The sequence below is a fragment of the Microcoleus sp. S28C3 genome, assembly GCF_036700785.1.
Taxonomy (GTDB): domain Bacteria; phylum Cyanobacteriota; class Cyanobacteriia; order Cyanobacteriales; family Microcoleaceae; genus Microcoleus; species Microcoleus asticus.
In genome coordinates this window covers 1-18,419 of sequence record NZ_JAUBPO010000015.1, presented here as the reverse complement: position 1 = coordinate 18,419, position 18,419 = coordinate 1, and the positions used below count along the sequence as shown (strand labels likewise).

Below are 18,419 nucleotides of genomic sequence, written 5' to 3'. Positions count from 1 at the left end.
TGAGATTTTTTGAAAATGTTTGCTACCAAAGGAGAAGATTGATATGACAGATCCAAAAGTAACCGAAGAACCAATTTTAGAGGCAACAGTCGAAACGACGGATCTCGTCAAAAAAGAGATGCCCGACGCGACTGATGAGGCGGTCGCAGAAACTGCGGCGCTGTTTGAAGCAATTAAAAAACGCGCCACCGCCGAAGTGCAAGCAGCGGGCGAACTGACCCGCGAAGCTTATTTAAAAGCTGTGAATAAGGCTTCCGGGGCTATCGAAGAAAATAAGGATCTCGCCCACGAGAGATTCACAGAAGCAGTCAGGCTGATTAAACAAGAAACTGAGAAAAATTGGCTGGTGGTAGATGCGATTAAAACGCGGGCGCAAGCGCAGGTGCAAGATGCCGGCGAAGTCAGTCGCGAAGCTTATTTGAAAGCAGTGCGACAAGCGCGAGAAGCGGTGGAACAAAATAAATTGATCGAACGCGATCGCATCGAACAAGCTGTTGACCACATTCACACGGAAGCTGAAAAGAATTGGCACCTTATTGTGAAGCAAATTGAGTCGATCGGCACTCGCTTGACGGATGCGGCTAAGTCTGCATGGAACGCGCTGACGGCGTTTTTTGACAAGTCTCACAGCGATCGCGGGGATTCCTAGAAGGGCCGGCAGGGGGTTGGGAACTCCCAGCGGGTTGTTAGGGTAGTTAGCTTTGGAATTAATTCCAAAGCTAATGCCGATCGTGCGTGCATTTGCATTCAGCAGAAGTTTCAGGCATACTGCATAATTAAAAAGCTTTATTTTTAGTCCACAACCCCGAATTATGAGAAGTTACTACTGCGGCGAACTGCGAAGCGAACACATCGGAGAGACTGTCACCCTTTACGGCTGGGTGGATCGCCGCCGCGATCATGGCGGGGTGATTTTTCTGGATGTGCGCGATCGATCGGGTATCGTGCAAATTGTCAGCGATCCTGAACGCACCCCCGATTCCTATCGCGGGGCTGAGGCTTTGCGCAGCGAATACGTGCTTAAAATTACCGGGCGAGTCACCGGCCGCCCCGAAGAGTCCCTCAACCCGAAATTGCCTACGGGTGAGGTAGAAATTTATGCTGACGAAATTGAGTTGTTAAATGCGGTTCGCAAACAGTTACCGTTTCAGGTGGCGACGGCGGAAAATGAAAGCGTCCGGGAAGATTTGCGGCTGAAATATCGCTATTTGGACTTGCGGCGCGATCGTATGAGTCGCAATTTGCAGCTTCGCCACCAAGTTGTCAAAGCTATGCGCCGCCACCTGGAAGATGTCGAAGGTTTCATGGAAATTGAAACGCCGATTTTAACTCGGGCGACTCCAGAAGGTGCGAGAGATTATTTAGTTCCCAGCCGCGTCAATCCCGGTGCATGGTATGCTTTGCCGCAGTCGCCGCAGTTGTTCAAACAATTGTTAATGGTGTCTGGTTTTGACAGATATTATCAAATTGCCCGCTGTTTCCGCGATGAAGATTTGCGCGCTGACAGACAGCCAGAATTTACGCAATTGGACATGGAAATGAGTTTCATGTCTGTGGAAGAAGTAATTGCCTTAAATGAAGGTTTAGTCTGCCATATTTTCCAAACTGTCAAAGGCGTTGAATTGCCTTGTCCTTTCCCGCGTTTGACTTACGCAGAAGCGATGGATCGCTACGGTAGCGACAAACCGGATACTCGCTTCGGTATGGAATTAGTCGATGTTTCCGATTTGATGAAAGATTCGGGATTTAAGGTGTTTTCCGGGGCGGTTGCTGCGGGCGGAATTGTGAAAGTTTTGCCGATTCCGGGCGGGAATGATGCGATTTCTAATGTGCGGATTAAACCGGGTCCCAAAGGCGATTTGTTTAAGGAAGCCAGCGAAGCGGGTGCGAAGGGATTGGCTTACATTCGGGTGCGGGATAACGGCGAAATTGATACGATCGGCGCAATTAAGGATAATTTGACGGAAGCACAAAAACAGGAATTGCTCGATCGCACGGGCGCGCAACCAGGTCATTTGTTGTTATTCGCAGCGGCTGACGCGACAACTGTCAATAAGACTTTGGATAGATTGCGTTTGTTCGTGGGTAACGAATTGGGATTGATTGACAAAGACAAGATGAATCTGCTGTGGGTGACAGATTTCCCCATGTTTGAATGGAACGCTGACGAGAAGCGTTTGGAAGCATTGCATCACCCGTTTACTGCGCCGCATCCTGACGATATTAATGATTTGAAAACTGCGAGGGCTCAAGCTTACGATTTGGTGTTAAACGGTACAGAAGTCGGCGGCGGTTCTCTGCGGATTTATCAGCGGGAAGTTCAGGAAAAGGTGTTTGAGGCGATCGGCTTATCGACTGAGGAAGCTTACAATAAATTCGGCTTTTTGTTGGATGCGTTTGAGTATGGAACTCCGCCCCACGGAGGCATTGCCTACGGTTTGGATCGGTTGGTAATGCTGTTAGCTGGTGAGGAATCTATTCGGGACGTAATGGCTTTTCCGAAGACGCAGCAAGCGGGGTGTTTGTTGACAAATGCGCCGTCTGGTGTGGATGAGAAGCAGTTGAAGGAGTTGCAAGTGCGATCAACTTATACGCCCAAGTCATAAGGCGATCGAGACTTAGGCAAAGCCGATGTGTCATGCTGAGAGAAGCGAAGCATCTCGCTGGATGCTTCACTACACTGCGTTTTGTTCAGCATGACAGACACTATTCTGCGTCCTGGACTTTTCATTGAGTCAAAACTTTCGCTGATACTCTATGCTATAGTTACATTCCACGTCTTGAGACTAAAAACGCTATAATTATCATAATCGAAAATAGGTAAAAACGATGTCAACAGTTTATCGTTTAAAAGCCAGCGAACTCAATCATCATTTTTTAGAACAAATCAAGGCGACTTTTGGAGATAAAGAGATTGAAATAATTGTTTCTGAGTGTGATGAAACAGAATATCTTTTAAAATCAGAAGTTAACAAAAATAGACTTTTAAAAGCTATTGAAAATGTTAAAGAGGGGCAAAATTTAGTTGAAGTTAACTTACAGAATTTGCAATGAGCAGAAGAATTGTTTTTGAATCTTCTGCTTTTGCAGATTTTAATGAATGGGCAAAATTAGACAAAAAAATTTATCGCAAAATTGTAGAATTGATTAAAGATATAGACCGCTCACCGTTTGAAGGATTGGGAAAACCTGAACCTCTGAAATACGAGTTAAGTGGTTTTTGGTCTAGGCGCATTGATAACGAACATCGTTTAGTTTACCAAGTTACGGATCGAGAAATTGCGATCGTGGCTTGTAAGTATCATTACACTGAATAGATGTGATTGCGTTTCCGAAGACGCAGCAGGCTGGTTGTTTGCTGACAAATGCGCCGTCTGGTGTGGATGAGAAGCCGTTGAAGAAGTTGCAAGTGCGATCGACTTATACGCCCAAGTCATAATTATGAAACACCTTGACAATTTAACCATTCATAGGTTCCGAGGCCTGCGAGATTTGAACTTGCAGGGTTTGGGCCAAATCAACATATTGGTTGGTGGGAATAACTCAGGTAAAACTAGCGTTTTAGAGGCGATATCAACCTATTGTCGCCCCTTAGATATCGGAGAATGGCTGAAAACAGCAGAGCGTCGAGAAATCAAGGCTTCTCCCACGCTTCCATTAAATGCTTTCAAATGGTTATTTCCTCAAAAAAATGAAGTACCTAAACCCATTCTTTACGTAGGAGAAACCTATATTTCTGGGAATGGTAGCTTCCAAGTTTTAGAATCTAGAGCAATCTACAACCAGATGGAACTGCTATATCAATCAGAAAAAGATCTGGAAGATAGTGCTGAAGATTGGCTAGAATCTTATGACTATACTGAATATAAGAGTTCGCACGGTGCTGAAATAGAACTCAAAGCAATATTTCGCGATCCACCAGGAGGTGATGCACGTGTCTTGGGTCGTGAATTCTCAAAAAAAATTGAATTATGGTCTAATCAAAGGCTGAGTAGAGGTGATTTCCGCAAACATCACTTCTACCCAGAATTGCCAATTGATATGGTAACACCTGTTTCTCACAGGCAGGAAAAATTAGAGTCCTATCTTCTGTCACAGGCCATACTAAGGGGATTAAAAAATGAGGTAATTAAATTACTTCAGATTGTCGATATAGAAATAATTGACTTGGAAATTTTGTCACTTGAAGAACCTCGCCCTAGTATCTATATCAACCATAAATTATTAGGATTTTCACCTTTAAGTGCTTTTGGTGATGGAGTGCGGCGTTTGCTATTCATTGCTTTATCTATGGCAAAAGTCCGAGGTGGAGTTTTACTAATTGATGAAATAGAAACAGCAATTCATACTGAAGCACTTCGCAGTTCCTTTGCTTCGATTGTGCAGTGGTGCAAGCTGATGGATGTGCAGTTATTTGCAACGACGCACAGTTTAGAAGCGATTGATGCGATGTTGGATGCTAGCGATGCGGAGACGGACTTAGTTCTTTATCGTTTAGAGAAATGGGAGTCACAAACTAAAGCAGTTAGAATTGAACGGGAAAGATTGCAAAGATTGCGGGAGGATTTGGGTCAGGAGGTGCGTGTGTGAAATACGCCATTATTGGAGTAGAAGGACCCCACGATCAGGCATTTACAGGGAAGGTTCTCAAGCTTTTGGGTTTGAAAGATTTTCGGGAAGAGTTGAAAGGATTAGAGTCTCAGTTAGACCCCTTCTGGCGCAAGTTTATTCCTGTTTATCCTAAAAAAGGAAATTTGTATAAACGTCTTGATATGCCTTCTATTCTGTTTAATGATACTATCTCAGTCGCAATTTATGCAGGTGAAGGAAGCAATCTTGTGACTAATTTGGATGACATTTTATTTGCAAATTCTGAGTATCAAACAAATTTGGCAGCATTCGGGATAGTTGCCGATTGCGATAAATCAACTCCCGATCGCATTGTCGAACCATATGCAAAGAAATTCCGAAGTTATTTTCCTAATTTTCCGAAGTTCCCTGGTGTTGTAGATACCAATAGCCCGCGCACAGGAATCTATGTTTTGCCAGATAATGTTTCACAAGGTGTGCTTGATACTTTGCTGTGCAGTTGCGGAGAGATAGCTTATCCCGCGTACATGAAGAGAGCTAATTCTTATCTAGATTCTTATCTAGATGAGTTTTCCGATCAAGATGAATTTTCTAAAAAAGAGAGGAAATCTTTAAACTGGAAAAATTTCGATCGAGAAAAAGCTTTAGTTGCTACTGTTGTCAGCGTTCTCAAACCTGGGAAGACTAATACAACAAGTATTGCTGATAATAATTGGGTCAGCGAACAGACGCAACAGCAGGTTCCTGCTTTGGTAAATTTTATTGAGTTTTTGAGCCAACTTTTGGAAGTGAGTTAATGGACGATCGCACTTCACAAAAAAAGTACGATCGCCCTCAAAGATTACTCTTTCCAGTAACGGGTTAAAATCCGAATTACCTCACCCGCTATCGGCGATGGTAGAGGCGGGCTCCATTCCCCAACTTCTGCAAAACCTAAAACGTGCAACAGATTAACGATGCTGTCTACCGCTTTGGGAACGCCACACAACAGCAAACGAATCGGTTGCTTACCTTGAGGTACATCAGGAATTTTTTCCCGGAGCAGTTCTGGAACTGATTTTGGCTGTGATATCATACAGTTTCTCCTAAATATGGGAGTTCAAGCCCCCACCGAACGATCGTGAGTCTGACCGGTGGGGGTTTTGTGTTTTACTAATTACACGGTATCACACCGTGTGTCACTAAGCAAGAGGCGTACAAAGAAAGTACGATCGATTTATGAAGTAAATTCCCAGTTGCCTAACTTGCCAGCAAAAAACCTAAAACGAGTCACCAGCTACGTTCCTCCAAACGCCTATAACGTCTTGGAAGATTGGGCCAAGAAAGAAGACCGGACAGTCAGCAATCTCGTAAGTCGGATTGTCTCTGAAGCTGTAGATGCTTACTTGGCTAAAAAGACTACAGAAGATGAACCCAGCAGCAATTAACCTTTGATCTCTACGCTGATGGGTCATTCTCAACTGCCAACCTGTCGGGCCGTTTATTTTGTGTTGGAGTTGGGTTTTCTTTTTCCTCTAACGCGAAACCTGATCCAAAGGGTCAAATTCAGCAACCTGTTTTTCACCAAGATAGGTTATCGCTAAGACTAAAACACTTAACGTAAGGCCTAAAATCGCATAACTCGGTAGTGAAAAAATAGTTACTTTAAACAAATAAGGCAATTCCCTCCCCTTCCAGTTCCACCGCTTTGCTAGAAACACCAACAGCCCGCTATGAATCACAGCGGTTTGCACCATGACACAGCCTGCAGCCAATAACCAAACCGACATTCTTTGCCTAGAGAAGGCACAATTTTTAATCTGAAAACATAAATCATTCAGCAAAAAAGCCACCGCCGGTGCTAACATCACAGAACTGGTTGGCTGAGAATAGTTGATAGCAATACTCAAAGTGGAAATTAGCACCATTTCCGATAAGTCAACTTTTTTTGACCAAGCATTGCGAGATTGTTTTTTGTAAAAATACCAACTCACTAAACCAACTAGCAACAGAATTATCAAGTTAGAAAATAGCTTCGCCACGAAGGGACTATCGGGGAAAAATCTCGGCCCCATAACCCTTAAATCAAGGCGGCTCATAGAAATATAAGCATTATTCGATGGATCGTTGAGCCAGAGTGGAAATCCACGAGTCGCATCCTGTATAAATCCTGTTAAAGTATTGCCCGTTACAGCTAGACCTATAACTGCCAAAAAAGTTACCGTGACTATAGATATAAAAACTACCTGAAACCGTCTTTTGATTAAAAAATAAGGAAGAAACAATATAACTAAAGTTGGTTTAAAAATGGCAATACCTAATAAAAATCCTGCAATTACATCCTGATTTTTTCTAGCATAAATAAACATCCATAACAGCAGAACCGCAATAAAAGTTGCCACATTGCCAACTTGAAGATCGAATACAAAACCGTAGAGAAATGCAACTGATATACTACAAATAGTCCTAAAAGCTCGTGAGTGCGAGTCCAACAAGATATTCGCTCCCCATAAAACAAAACCTGTGGCAATAAGATGCAGCCAAGTCCAGATTGTGAATGCAGTCTTCATCGGGAAATAGCCCAAAAACCACAGCGGAGGGATGATATTAGGTGGATAAACAAAAGATGGAATAAACCCACACACTTTTGTGATGCTACAGAAACCGATGTTAAACACCTCCACATTAAAGGGACTCAAATGCTGATGGGCTAATTTACTCGCTACATAAAACCACTTAAAATCCCAGTAAGGCGGATCGGGCCGATTAGTCAGATTGTAAACCAACCAACCGGTATAACAGAGAAATCGGGTGAGAACTAATACAATAACTGCTTGCAAAATAAAGTTAACAATAGGTTGACGAAAAAACAGAGTCAACCTTTGGATCGAAGGATGTTTTAAAAACAAAGAATCTTGCCATGCTGCTTTTTCGCTATCTAATCGCCAATTAAACTTGAGAAAAAAAGCGACTGAAATTAAAATAATTACATTCCAAAATCCAAAGCTAACCATAGAAAATCATGTTAAATAAATTACTCTTTGATGATATCACAACCAGAAATCGTCAACTAAAAATCAGCATTTCAACCTAAAATATTGACTTTTGTTCCCCGTTTCTACCTAACTCTCTTTTCTCTGTTTTCTCTGCGTCCTCTGCGCCCTCTGCGGTTAGAAAAAAAAATCTTATTCACAAACCAAATAGCATTGCTATCTAAAAGCCCGATCGCACTTTTGCCCCTTGTAACCCTGTTCACCCCCAAACATATGCGTTAACCTAGTTGACTACAGCTTGTACCGCACTCCCCAACTAAATTCATGCTTCCCCGCATCAAAGAATTAGCCGGCACCCTAGCACCCCGCTTAATCGAAATTCGCCGCCACATCCACTCCCACCCCGAACTCAGCGGCCAAGAATATCAAACCGCAGCCTATGTAGCCGGAGTTCTCGCTTCCAGCGGAGTCCGGGCGATCGAAGGAATCGGCAAAACAGGAGTCCTCGGCGAACTCAAAGGCCACAGCAGCGAGTCCCGGTGGCTGGCAATTCGCACCGATATGGACGCTTTGCCGATTCAAGAACGCACTAACTTAGAATTTGCCTCCCGCAACGAGGGAGTGATGCACGCCTGCGGCCACGACATCCACACCACCGTCGGTTTGGGCGCAGCGATGATATTGTCTCAGCTAGAGGAAAAATTGCCCGGTCACGTCCGCTTCTTGTTTCAGCCGGCGGAAGAGATTGCCCAAGGTGCTCAATGGATGATTAAAGACGGGGCGATGCAAGATGTTGACGGCATCCTCGGAGTGCACGTTTTTCCGACGATTCCCGGCGGTTGCATCGGTATCCGCCACGGGGCACTGACGGCGGCGGCAGATGACATAGAATTGATTGTGATGGGCGAATCCGGCCACGGTGCGCGTCCCCACGAGGCGATCGACGCAATTTGGATTGCTTCTCAGATAATTACCACCTTGCAGCAGGCAATTAGCCGCACGCAAAATCCTTTGAGGCCGCTGGTTTTGACGATCGGGCAAATTAACGGCGGACGAGCGCCGAACGTGATTGCCGATCGAGTAAAATTATTGGGAACTGTGCGATCGCTGCATCCGGAAACCCACGAAAACCTGCCGGCTTGGATCGAACAAATTGTTTCTAGCGTTTGCGGGACTTACGGCGCTAAGTACGAACTCACCTACAAGCGCGGCGTCCCCGGAGTCCAAAACGACCCAAAACTCACGCAATTAGTCGAAACTGCGGCTTTAGAAGCTTTAGGTCGATCGCGCGTCCAAATTTTACCAGAACCATCCCTCGGCGCGGAAGATTTTTCGATGTACTTAGAACACGCACCGGGAACCATGTTTCGCTTAGGAGTGGGACTGACTGACAAACCCAACTATCCCCTCCATCACCCGCAATTTGAGGTTGATGAAGCCTCCATTGTGATCGGCGCTGTCACCTTAGCCTATGCGGCCTACCAATATTGGAAACAGGATTAAGGTTGACACTTCTACCTCGCGAATAGCTTATTAAGGAGGATTTAGGGGAATCGTTTATGTACCTCACCAGACAGAGAAACGCTATAGAAGCTGTAGAAATAAATTGTCATAATCCTCCAATTATACAATTATAAACAGTGATACAATCGGTATTTATAGCCAGCTATTTTGGGTTGAGGTTGCGAATCAATCGCACAGTTTCGCCCTTTTCCTTCCACTGAGGCTGTAAAATTTATCGTCCACAAATCCAAAATTTTTGGCATTTGAGCTAAAGTTTTGTGCAGTGCATCTGTCGCAGTTTGAGAATCACCATCTTTTTTTGCTAAAAGAAATTGAGGATAATTTGGTTGAGACTTTGTACTCAAAGATGAACTAGATAAACGTTTAAATTCCCACGCTATCCCCATCATAGCTCTTGTTTCTGAGTGGCTTTTGCGAACAGTGGCAATTAAAACAGGAATCTTTGGCGATGCTGACTGTATTTTAACAATGTGGGGAACTAAAATATCGGGGCGTTTGGATTTTTGAAAGCCAAAATTTGAAACAACTGTCATACTACCAAGTAAACCCATTAATAAGATGATTGTTACTGCTTTTCTTCCGTCTATTTTTAACGCTAGAATTGGCAATTTTAAAAATTGACTTAATTTATTGTTTGTTTCTAAGTATTGATTTTCCCAACAAACAGCCAAACTTACTGCGAGCAAAATGATAACAGCGGGAAAGTAGACAAACTGATAACGAGCCGCCAAAGTTAGATCGGCACCCAAAATGTAGGTGATCCCTAAAAAGATGGCGATCGCACCCAACATAAACCCGCCTAAAACTTGAGTAATTAAGCTACCATCTGATTCTCCTAACTTAATTTTAAGACCTCTAATCAAAATTGGCAAAGCAAAAAACATGAAAATTAACAATGCCAAACCAGAGGCAAAAATCGCTAGTAAAGATACTCCTTCCACTGGCAATAATGCCAACATTGTCACCATCCACGCTAAAACTCTGGGTGCTGGTTCTAGCAATTCAATCGGGTTTTTTACCTCATAAATCCAGCGCGTCATTTCACTTTTAGAAGCTGTACGCAATGCCGGAAGCCAAACTAAACATCCCACCAACGTACCCGCAGCAACCTTGTAGATTCGGAATAGAGAATTGGGAATTAGTAATTGAGGACTGAGGGTTAAATCTTGAGTCGAATCTAACTCTAATTTTTCCTGGCGCTCTGTCCGTTTTTTTATCCAAATAACAGCTATTAAACTTAAACCTTCAGCAGCGACAACGAGAACAAAAAAGTAATGTGTTGCAATCCCTGAACAGTTAACTACTACCCAAAGTAATCCTGCCCAAATTGGTAAAATGTTACGATTATTTATAGTGCGAGTTGCTATTGCCAAACAGCACAAAGAAGCGATAATTAATAAAACTGGTAAAGTGTAGTGTCGAGCTTCTTGGGCGATAAATATCCCGTAGGGAGAAACCGCCATCATTGCGGCCGCCATTTGAGCTATTAAACGAGATCGAAATGCTACAAAACCAAAGCAAAACATAGCTGGAATTGAGGCGACACCGAGAATCGCAGGAAGCGCTCTAGCGGCCCATAAAGAAACTAAACCCGCTTCGGTCGAAAATAGTTTCATCCACAAATGAGCCAGCACAAAATAAACTGGAGGATGGGTGCTTTCTGTCATCAAATTGTGGATGACTGAGGTGATATTAGCTTGAGAATTCACTTGTAATGGCTGCAAGAGGGTATCAAGCGCGATCGCACTATCTAGCGGTATCGTCTGCAAACTATTTCCCAAACTAAAAATTAACGTTGCTATCTCAATTGTTGAAGGTGGCTTATCTGCCAAATTAGTAAAGCGTAAAACTGTGCCCATGGCTATCCATATTAGGACCAGCAATGGATGAAACCAAGGGTTCCCATCATTATTAGCAATTTTTAGTTTTAAACTTGGGACAGTCATTGTTTATACACCCTCAACATTTAGCAGCAAAGTATTCTACCTATCTCGATCCTCAAGTACCTTAAACCGCACCTCAATATCTTGTATGTAGCAGCCTATGCAAGCAAGCAGTGCGTAAATAAAAATCACAACTCTAAAATGGCTGCGATCGCCTTCAACTTGAGTTTAAGCTGCGATTCAAGCATCTTTTAGGGGAGTCCAGCGAAAGGCGCCATCGCCTCCTATTTCCACTACTACCTTAATTCGCGGTTCTCAAGTTCGCAAAACCGTCAAATATTCGATTTGACTACCGTTCTTTCTTGACTGTTCCCCTTGTCCTCTTTTCCACTCCATGATATATTTTGTATGTAAAATAAAGTTTTGCAACTCTTCTAATTGTAACTCTATCAAATTTTTTTGTGACTTGTTTAACATTTTTTTCTCCTTTTTTTCTTTCCTACATGAGCGCGATCGCCCGATGCTCCCACTAACTCTTGTCTCCTCCTTTTTTTTCTTAAATTTGAGCTTACCATTTTTCTTTTATTTACACAAATCCTTCAGACCCGTTGTAGACTGCAAAACGCGAAATTTTATTTCCTTACAACTTCTCTCTAACTCTTTCTCTGCGTTCTCTGCGTTCTCTGCGGTTAATAAAAAAACTTGTTCGGGACATAAAAAAATATTCCCATCAAACAACAGCAATTGTTCCGCGTTTAACCCGCATCGATCGCCCGTAAAAAATCAGAAACTTGCGCTACCGTATTTGATTAAATATCTTACCTTTCCCCCAACAAAATTCATGCTTCCCGCATCCAAGAATTAGCCGCCACCCTCGCCCCCCGCTTAATCGAAATTCGCCGCCACATCCACTCCCACCCCGAACTCAGCGGTCAAGAATTTCAAACCGCCGCCTACGTAGCCGGAGTTCTCGCTTCCAGCGGAGTTGACGCGATCGAAGGAATCGGCAAAACAGGAGTGCTCGGCGAACTCAAAGGTAACAGCAGCGAGTCCCGCTGGCTGGCAATTCGCACCGATATGGACGCTTTGCCGATTCAAGAACGCACAAACTTAGAATTTTCCTCCCGCAACGAGGGAGTAATGCACGCCTGCGGCCACGACATCCACACCACCGTCGGTTTGGACGCAGCAATGATATTGTTTCAGCTAGAGGAAAAATTGTCCGCTCACGTCCGCTTCTTGTTTCAGCTTTCCGACGATTCCCGGCAGTTGCATCGGTATCCGCCACGGGGCACTGACGGCGGCGGCAGATGACATAGAATTGATTGTGATGGGCGAATCCGGCCACGGTGCGCGCCCCCACGAGGCGATCGACGCTATTTGGATTGCTTCTCAGATAATTACCACTTTGCAGCAGGCAATTAGCCGCACGCAAAATCATTTGAGGCCGCTGGTTTTGACGATCGGGCAAATTAACGGCGGGCGAGCGCCGAACGTGATTGCCGATCGAGTAAAATTGCTGGGAACCGTGCGATGCTGCATCCGGAAACCCACGAAAAACTGCCGGCTTGGATCGAACAAATTGTTTCTAGCGTTTGCGGGACTTACGGCGCTAAGTACGAACTCACCTACAAGCGCGCCGTGCCCGGAGTCCAAAACGACCCAAAACTCACGCAATTAGTCGAAACTGCGGCTTTAGAAGCTTTAGGTCGATCGCGCGTCCAAATTTTACCAGAACCATCCCTCGGCGCGGAAGATTTTTCTATGTATCTAGAACACGCACCGGGAACCATGTTTCGCTTAGGAGTGGGACTGACTGACAAACCGAACTATCCCCTCCATCACCCGCAATTTGAGGTCGATGAAGCAGCCATTGTGACCGGCGCTGTCACCTTAGCTTATGCCGCCTACCAATATTGGAAACACCAAGTAAGTAGGTAAATTCGCTTTCCTTCAATTACCCGCAATCAGATTGTGGGGTGGGTAATGGCTCAAAATTGCTTGATGTAAAGTTTATTTGCGCCTACCTGCTTAACAAAATTCTGGCACCTAAACTAGCTTATCTTCGGCAATTCCCCTATAGCAGCGGCCAAATGTGCTAACGTACAATCAAAAATCCCCCAATTTCAACTATCGCGAGACAGATAACCGTGTTCGCTCAAGCACCTCAAACTCCCAATTACAAATGGTTTAGCTGCATTTCTAGCACTGTTTTCAGCGCATTGTGCCTGTTACCCATTTTCAGCGCTGCGGGATACGCCCAAACTCCCCAAAATAGACCCATCAAAATCGGCGTAGTGCAGCGGTTTGGCACGAAAGCAACCGACAAACTGACGCTGAAAGCATTACCGGGCGACAGCTTAACTTTGCGTTACAAAACTCCTCAAGGCATAGAAACCAAAACTGCTGCTAGCGTCAAGTTAGAAATAGCCCCGAAACCGCTGGAAACGCCATTAGTAGAAGAACGAGTGGTACTCAGTTCTCACCGCAGTTTCGAGAGTGCGGAAGACAGCGCCAATCAGTGGCGCGCCCAGGGAATAGAAGTAGAAATTGCTCAACCTTTGCGCTGGCAAGTTTGGGCGAAAAGAGATGTTTATAACTCTCCTTTGGTGCGGCGCTGGCTGTTGCAAAGTTTGCAAGATCAAGGCAACAAAACAGCTTTTTTGGATTCCAAAGTTTTAAAACAAATACCCCAGGCATTTTGGGTTTTAAACGGCTTTCGTTTCAACCGCAATGAGTTGGATGTGACGGCGGGGAAAAATGCGATCGAGGTATTGGAACAAACTACCCAAGAAGCGACAGCTACTGAACCAGAAAAAGCTATTCAACAAACTCGCCGTTATGGTGGCAGTTTGCGCCTGCAAAAAAATGCTTACGGCACTTATACTTTGGTGAATGAAGTGCTGACGGAAACTTATTTGCGGGGTGTTGTTCCTCACGAAATTGGGGCTTTTTCGCCTTACGCTGCGATTGTCGCTCAAACCATTTTGGCGAGAACCTACGCCCTGAGAAATTTGCGCCGATTTGCTGTGGATAACTATGAGTTGTGCGCTGATGTTAACTGCCAAGTTTATCAAGGTTTGACCGAGGTTTACCCGCAAAGCGATAAGGCGATCGCCCAAACGACTGGTTTGGTGCTAACTTATCAAAATCAGCTAGTAGACGCGCTCTATTCCGCGTCTAGCGGCGGCGTGACAGCCTCTTTTAACGATGTGTGGCAGGGCGCGGAACGTCCATATTTGCGATCGATCGTGGATTCCCCTAACAATGTCTGGGATTTGTCCAAGCAGAGTTTGTCTGACGAAAACAATTTCCGCCGCTTTATCAGTTTGGAAAAAGGGTTTAATGAGGAAAAAGAAGACACTTTTCGGTGGCGCGAACCAGCTTCTTTGACAGCGATTGGTGGATTTCTCAAACAGTATCTTCAGAAGAAACAGCACCCGCTGGCTAATTTGAAAACTGTCACTCAGGTGGAAGTGGTGGAAAGGTCGCCCGCAGGTCGAGTTTTAAAAATGAAGGTTCAAACTGACTTGGGCCCCATCGATATCGACAAAGACGAAATTCGCAATGCTTTTTACCCGCCGATCAGCACGCTTTTTTACCTAGAACCCATTTACAATCCCGACAAAACTCTCAACGGTTATGCTTTTGTCGGAGGCGGTTTTGGACACGGGGTGGGAATGAGTCAGACTGGTTCTTACAATTTGGCTAATTTGGGCTGGAACGGATCTCAAATTCTGGGCTTTTATTTTCCCGGCGCTCAAGTTGTGCCGCTCAGCGATAACATTACATTTTGGCGCGAATAGTCGATCGGACTCTGCCTAAAGTCGGCGATTTAAATCATCGCCACTACACAAACAAAGTCCGCCTTCGCGGACTAAATATCAGTCGTAAAAGTTTTAGATTTTAGAGTTTGGATTCTAGATCGGTTTCACCGTTAATCTAAAATCGGCCATCTAAAATCTAAAATTATTTGGTCAGCTATCTGCTCAAATAGCTAGGAATTCATAGCTGAGAGTGACAGACTGCTGGCGGCTTTGTTTCAGTCTTAGACGCAGAAACCCGGTTTCTTAACATAATTGCCGTATTTCAGCTTAATTCTGGAAACGAGAAACCGGGTTTCTTAGGGTATCGCGCGGAGCGTCCTTTCTTAGTAGAGCGATTCTTCTTGGTGAGTTTCGATCGTACAGTCAGACTTCGGATAAGCGACGCAGGTGAGGACAAATCCACCCTCGATTTGGTCGTCATCTAAGAAAGATTGGTCGGATTGGTCAACTTCGCCTGCTGTGATTTTGCCGGCGCAGGTGGAGCAAGCACCAGCCCGACAAGAGTAGGGGAGGTCTAGTCCTGCTTCTTCTGCAGCATCAAGAATGTAAGTATCGTCATCAACGTCAATGGTCTGGTTAATTCCTTCGGCTTCGCTGATGAGGGTAACTTTGTAAGTTGCCATGCACTAATCCTCTCAAAAATTCAACAAGATCTATAATTTTTCCTAATGCAACCTTCAAGGCTCTATCAGCTTTGAGGTTAGCTCTTAGGTTTGTTCCCTCTATGATAGTAGGGGAAAGAAGCAAGGTTGCAACAGTTATTTACAGAAAATTTGAATGGGATTAGTTATAACTTTTTCTAATTTCATCTTGATTACTTATACCTATGTTGGGTTCAGCCTTGTGATACTGTTGCCGCAAGACTTGCGCTAAATAATCCGGTTTCTAGGAAAAATCCTGTTTTGAGCCCTACAGCACAAAAACCGGGTTGTTTGTATGGGGTGTGTCGATCGAGTTTCAGCAAGACTGGCTCCAAGGCAAGTCCCTGCTGCCGGTGAAATGTATAGTTAGATCGCATCTAGACTTGGGTGTTGCAGGTTCGATCGCATAAATCGCACCACAACCACAGCTTAAAATCTGGGCGGTGGAACCCTAAACCCCTGCACCGCAAGTCTGTAACTATCTAAAAATGTCAAATCTAAAATTCTATGACTAATATTGATACTCGCTCTAGTTTTTCGGTTAATTCTCCAATTCGCGTGGGGATTGTGGGTACTGGTTTTGCGGCTAAGTTGAGGGCGGAGACGGTTCAAGCTGATGGGCGATCGAACTTGGTAGCTGTTGCGGGCCGCACCCCGGATAAAACCGCAGCATTTTGTCAGGGATTCGGGGCTGAAGCTGCGGTTTCTTGGCGCAAGCTGGTAGAAAGAGATGATTTAGATTTGGTTATTGTCTGTACGGTGAATCGGGATCACGGGGCGATCGTCCTGGCGGCCTTAGAAAATGACAAGCACGTTGTGGTGGAATATCCTCTATCTTTAGACGTATCTGAAGCAGAAAGGGCGATCGAACTTGCCGCCCAAAAGCAAAAACTCCTCCACATCGAACACATCGAACTGTTAGGCGGTTTGCACCAAGCAATCAAAGAATCTTTGCCCTTAATCGGTAAAGTTTTTTACGCCCGCTACATTACTATTACTCCTCAACGTTCCGTACCGCAGCGGTGGACTTTTCAACATTCCCTATTTGGGTTTCCCTTAGTCGGTGCAATTTCTCGACTGCACCGATTTACTGATTTGTTCGGGGAAGTGGCAAGCGTTAACTGTCAAGCTCAATTTTGGGACACTCAGGCGGATTTCTACAAAGCTTGTTTGTGCAACGCACAGTTGCGCTTTGCCAACGGCCTTGTAGCTGAAGCTGTTTACGGAAAAGGAGAGACTTTTTGGCAGTCTGAAAACGTTTTTACCATCTACGGAGAAGCAGGAACGCTGGTTTTTACTCCTGAATCCGGTCAATTAATTCAGGGAGAAAATCGGCACAGCATCAAAGTAGGAACGCGGCGCGGCTTGTTTGCCAAAGACACCGAGATGGTGTTGGAATATTTGTCAAACGGTACGCCTTTGTACGTGAATAATGCCAGTAGTTTGTACGCTTTGAAGGTGGCAGATGCTGCGAGGCGATCGAGTGAGATCGGGCAAAATGTAGCTCTTAGCAATTCATAAATAGGACTGACGCAATAAATCGTTTTTTATGTTAACTATAGGTTAAGGTGGGCTGTGGCGCATTACAGTAAAATTGCCAGAGTCTATCTATAGTAGTTCGTACTGTAACTTAGATTAGAGAGTTATGCCTGTGAGCAAAAATATTTAGAACTAAAAGCACTGTCGAATGCAGGTTTTAGCATTGACGACCCTTTTGTCGCTGCTGCTAAACATCAACCAAGCTGTGCTAAAAAATTCAAAAAACATAGATAACGTTGGGCTGCTTTCGCTCACTAAAAAAAAGGAATTTATGCCTGGACACGACATTATCGTTATTGGAGCTTCGGCAGGCGGACTCAAAGCACTGGGCGCGATCTTGGGTAATCTGCCTAGTGACATAGATGCTGCCATCTTTATTGTTAAGCACCTCGCAGCCGATAAGCCCAGTATTCTTCCCCAAATTCTGACAGATCTAGGCTCTCTGCCGGCATCTCACCCGTCCGACGGAGAGGCTATTCAAAAAGGGCGAATCTACGTCGCGCCGCCCGATAATCACCTGTTGCTCAATCAACAAGGGTCAATCCGCGTGGTGCACGGGCCTAAAGAAAATAGATTTCGGCCCGCCATCGATACGTTATTTCGTTCAGCGGCTCGTGCTTATGGTTCAAGGGTGGTGGGTGTGGTACTCACTGGCTATCTGGATGATGGCACGGTGGGATTACAGGCAGTCAAGAAACGGGGCGGAGTGACGATCGTCCAAGATCCAAAAGAAGCAGAATACCCCAGTATGCCAACGAGTGCCTTGCGATACGTGAAGGTCGATCGCTGCCTGCCACTGGCAGAGATCCCAGACCTGCTAGTGGAGTTATCAAAGCAACCTGCCGCCGAGCAAGAGGCCTACCCCATGACCGAAGAGATCGAAATTGAATCTAACATTGCTGAACAGCAAATGAATACTAAGGAGCTTTTAGATAATGTAGAAGCGATCGGGACTCGGACAACTTACACCTGCCCTGAATGCAACGGCAGCATCTGGCAAATTGACAAATCAGAGCCGCTGCGGTTTCGCTGTCACACGGGGCACTCGTTTACGGCTGATACATTTCTGGCAGAGCAAACTCAGAGTTTGGAGAACGCGTTATGGTCGGCAACTCGAATAATGGAGGACAAGGTGATGTTTTTGCGTCAAATGTCTGAGCGAATGAGAAATTACAATTTACAAAGTGCGGCAGCAAAATACGAAGACCACGCCGAAAGCCTGGATGCCGAAGTATCACTGATTCGAGGCATAATTGTCAAAGGCTTTGCCACGAAACGAACCATTGTTGAAACAGATGAAGAGCAGCCACATTAACTCAATCTCGATGGCTCTTCTGGAGTCAAGGTGATAAGCAAAACTAATTATAAAAGCAAGCTAATAGCCTCGCCCGAAAGTTATCAAAGTTGACAAAGCCATAGGCTTGCCGCTTAATCAACTTGATT

At 44.8% G+C, this 18,419-nt stretch carries 17 protein-coding genes and 2 pseudogenes; 12 read left to right on the top strand and 7 right to left on the bottom strand.

Annotation, left to right across the window (positions count from 1 at the left end):
- The first annotated feature begins 43 nt into the window (after positions 1 to 43).
- The 6 genes from QUA13_RS06760 (at position 44) to QUA13_RS06735 (ending at position 5,387) form a co-directional block, all read left to right on the top strand.
- Positions 44 to 649 (top strand): hypothetical protein, encoded by a 606-nt coding sequence (locus QUA13_RS06760; protein ID WP_333197593.1) that lies wholly within the window; start codon positions 44 to 46, stop codon positions 647 to 649.
- A 163-nt stretch (positions 650 to 812) separates the two neighbouring features.
- Positions 813 to 2,606 (top strand): aspartate--tRNA ligase, encoded by a 1,794-nt coding sequence (gene aspS, locus QUA13_RS06755; RefSeq protein ID WP_333197591.1) that lies wholly within the window; start codon positions 813 to 815, stop codon positions 2,604 to 2,606.
- 223 nt (positions 2,607 to 2,829) lie between these two features.
- On the top strand, positions 2,830 to 3,054 hold the full coding sequence (locus QUA13_RS06750) for a hypothetical protein (RefSeq protein WP_190655705.1): 225 nt from the start codon (positions 2,830 to 2,832) through the stop codon (positions 3,052 to 3,054).
- Entirely contained in the window at positions 3,051 to 3,317 is a 267-nt protein-coding gene (locus tag QUA13_RS06745) for a Txe/YoeB family addiction module toxin (RefSeq protein ID WP_194069249.1), read from the top strand. Before QUA13_RS06750 ends, QUA13_RS06745 begins: the two co-directional genes overlap by 4 nt.
- 190 nt (positions 3,318 to 3,507) lie before the next feature.
- Positions 3,508 to 4,590, top strand: coding sequence for an ATP-binding protein (locus QUA13_RS06740; protein ID WP_333197589.1), 1,083 nt, complete (start codon positions 3,508 to 3,510; stop codon positions 4,588 to 4,590).
- A complete protein-coding gene (locus tag QUA13_RS06735) occupies positions 4,587 to 5,387 on the top strand; it encodes a DUF3226 domain-containing protein (protein WP_333197588.1) in 801 nt (266 codons plus the stop codon). The genes QUA13_RS06740 and QUA13_RS06735 overlap by 4 nt, the downstream gene beginning before the upstream one ends.
- Before the next feature lie 44 nt (positions 5,388 to 5,431).
- Here the strand turns inward: QUA13_RS06735 and QUA13_RS06730 are convergent, their stop codons facing one another.
- Positions 5,432 to 5,665: a hypothetical protein gene (locus QUA13_RS06730; protein ID WP_333197587.1), complete on the bottom strand. Its 234-nt coding sequence runs from the start codon at positions 5,663 to 5,665 to the stop codon at positions 5,432 to 5,434.
- Positions 5,666 to 5,765: 100 nt separating this feature from the next.
- Between QUA13_RS06730 and QUA13_RS06725 the strand changes: the two genes are divergently transcribed.
- Entirely contained in the window at positions 5,766 to 6,017 is a 252-nt protein-coding gene (locus QUA13_RS06725) for a ribbon-helix-helix domain-containing protein (protein WP_333197584.1), read from the top strand.
- A gap of 87 nt (positions 6,018 to 6,104) precedes the next feature.
- Here the strand turns inward: QUA13_RS06725 and QUA13_RS06720 are convergent, their stop codons facing one another.
- On the bottom strand, positions 6,105 to 7,583 hold the full coding sequence (locus QUA13_RS06720) for a glycosyltransferase family 87 protein (protein ID WP_333197582.1): 1,479 nt from the start codon (positions 7,581 to 7,583) through the stop codon (positions 6,105 to 6,107).
- Positions 7,584 to 7,886: 303 nt separating this feature from the next.
- Here QUA13_RS06720 and QUA13_RS06715 point away from each other — a divergent pair, with 303 nt between their 5' ends.
- Positions 7,887 to 9,065 carry a M20 family metallopeptidase gene (locus tag QUA13_RS06715; protein ID WP_333197580.1) on the top strand — a complete coding sequence of 393 codons (1,179 nt, stop codon included), beginning with the start codon at positions 7,887 to 7,889 and terminating at the stop codon, positions 9,063 to 9,065.
- 128 nt (positions 9,066 to 9,193) lie between these two features.
- On the opposite strand, the gene QUA13_RS06710 is transcribed toward QUA13_RS06715, so the two are convergent.
- Both QUA13_RS06710 and QUA13_RS06705 read right to left on the bottom strand, forming a co-directional pair.
- Positions 9,194 to 10,945, bottom strand: coding sequence for a hypothetical protein (locus QUA13_RS06710; protein WP_333197579.1), 1,752 nt, complete (start codon positions 10,943 to 10,945; stop codon positions 9,194 to 9,196).
- Positions 10,946 to 11,209: 264 nt separating this feature from the next.
- Positions 11,210 to 11,278: pseudogene (locus QUA13_RS06705) on the bottom strand (NAD(P)H-quinone oxidoreductase); the annotation flags it as partial.
- A 528-nt stretch (positions 11,279 to 11,806) separates the two neighbouring features.
- Here QUA13_RS06705 and QUA13_RS06700 point away from each other — a divergent pair.
- Both QUA13_RS06700 and QUA13_RS06695 read left to right on the top strand, forming a co-directional pair.
- Positions 11,807 to 12,910, top strand: a pseudogene (locus QUA13_RS06700) (amidohydrolase).
- A 209-nt stretch (positions 12,911 to 13,119) separates the two neighbouring features.
- Positions 13,120 to 14,775 (top strand): SpoIID/LytB domain-containing protein, encoded by a 1,656-nt coding sequence (locus QUA13_RS06695; protein ID WP_333197577.1) that lies wholly within the window; start codon positions 13,120 to 13,122, stop codon positions 14,773 to 14,775.
- 344 nt (positions 14,776 to 15,119) lie between these two features.
- Here the strand turns inward: QUA13_RS06695 and QUA13_RS06690 are convergent, their stop codons facing one another.
- Both QUA13_RS06690 and QUA13_RS06685 read right to left on the bottom strand, forming a co-directional pair.
- Entirely contained in the window at positions 15,120 to 15,419 is a 300-nt protein-coding gene (locus QUA13_RS06690; protein WP_172189286.1) for a ferredoxin, read from the bottom strand.
- Between the two features lie 212 nt (positions 15,420 to 15,631).
- Positions 15,632 to 15,814 (bottom strand): hypothetical protein, encoded by a 183-nt coding sequence (locus QUA13_RS06685; protein WP_333197575.1) that lies wholly within the window; start codon positions 15,812 to 15,814, stop codon positions 15,632 to 15,634.
- A gap of 130 nt (positions 15,815 to 15,944) precedes the next feature.
- Here QUA13_RS06685 and QUA13_RS06680 point away from each other — a divergent pair, with 130 nt between their 5' ends.
- Both QUA13_RS06680 and QUA13_RS06675 read left to right on the top strand, forming a co-directional pair.
- Positions 15,945 to 16,958 carry a Gfo/Idh/MocA family oxidoreductase gene (locus QUA13_RS06680; protein WP_333197573.1) on the top strand — a complete coding sequence of 338 codons (1,014 nt, stop codon included), beginning with the start codon at positions 15,945 to 15,947 and terminating at the stop codon, positions 16,956 to 16,958.
- 289 nt (positions 16,959 to 17,247) lie between these two features.
- Positions 17,248 to 18,291, top strand: coding sequence for a chemotaxis protein CheB (locus QUA13_RS06675; RefSeq protein WP_333191737.1), 1,044 nt, complete (start codon positions 17,248 to 17,250; stop codon positions 18,289 to 18,291).
- 43 nt (positions 18,292 to 18,334) lie between these two features.
- Here QUA13_RS06675 and QUA13_RS32690 read toward each other — a convergent pair whose 3' ends face one another.
- Positions 18,335 to 18,418, bottom strand: coding sequence for a hypothetical protein (locus QUA13_RS32690; protein WP_445242686.1), 84 nt, complete (start codon positions 18,416 to 18,418; stop codon positions 18,335 to 18,337).
- Position 18,419: the final 1 nt, after the last annotated feature.

Excerpts from the sequence above, each read along its gene's own strand:
- QUA13_RS06760 (WP_333197593.1), top strand. The coding sequence starts at position 44 with ATGACAGATCCAAAAGTAACCGAAGAACCAATTTTAGAGGCAACAGTC.
- aspS (WP_333197591.1), top strand. The coding sequence starts at position 813 with ATGAGAAGTTACTACTGCGGCGAACTGCGAAGCGAACACATCGGAGAG.
- QUA13_RS06750 (WP_190655705.1), top strand. The coding sequence starts at position 2,830 with ATGTCAACAGTTTATCGTTTAAAAGCCAGCGAACTCAATCATCATTTT.
- QUA13_RS06745 (WP_194069249.1), top strand. The coding sequence starts at position 3,051 with ATGAGCAGAAGAATTGTTTTTGAATCTTCTGCTTTTGCAGATTTTAAT.
- QUA13_RS06730 (WP_333197587.1), bottom strand. The coding sequence starts at position 5,665 with ATGATATCACAGCCAAAATCAGTTCCAGAACTGCTCCGGGAAAAAATT.
- QUA13_RS06720 (WP_333197582.1), bottom strand. The coding sequence starts at position 7,583 with ATGGTTAGCTTTGGATTTTGGAATGTAATTATTTTAATTTCAGTCGCT.
- QUA13_RS06715 (WP_333197580.1), top strand. The coding sequence starts at position 7,887 with ATGCTTCCCCGCATCAAAGAATTAGCCGGCACCCTAGCACCCCGCTTA.
- QUA13_RS06710 (WP_333197579.1), bottom strand. The coding sequence starts at position 10,945 with ATGGGCACAGTTTTACGCTTTACTAATTTGGCAGATAAGCCACCTTCA.
- QUA13_RS06690 (WP_172189286.1), bottom strand. The coding sequence starts at position 15,419 with ATGGCAACTTACAAAGTTACCCTCATCAGCGAAGCCGAAGGAATTAAC.
- QUA13_RS06685 (WP_333197575.1), bottom strand. The coding sequence starts at position 15,814 with ATGCGATCTAACTATACATTTCACCGGCAGCAGGGACTTGCCTTGGAG.
- QUA13_RS06680 (WP_333197573.1), top strand. The coding sequence starts at position 15,945 with ATGACTAATATTGATACTCGCTCTAGTTTTTCGGTTAATTCTCCAATT.
- QUA13_RS06675 (WP_333191737.1), top strand. The coding sequence starts at position 17,248 with ATGCCTGGACACGACATTATCGTTATTGGAGCTTCGGCAGGCGGACTC.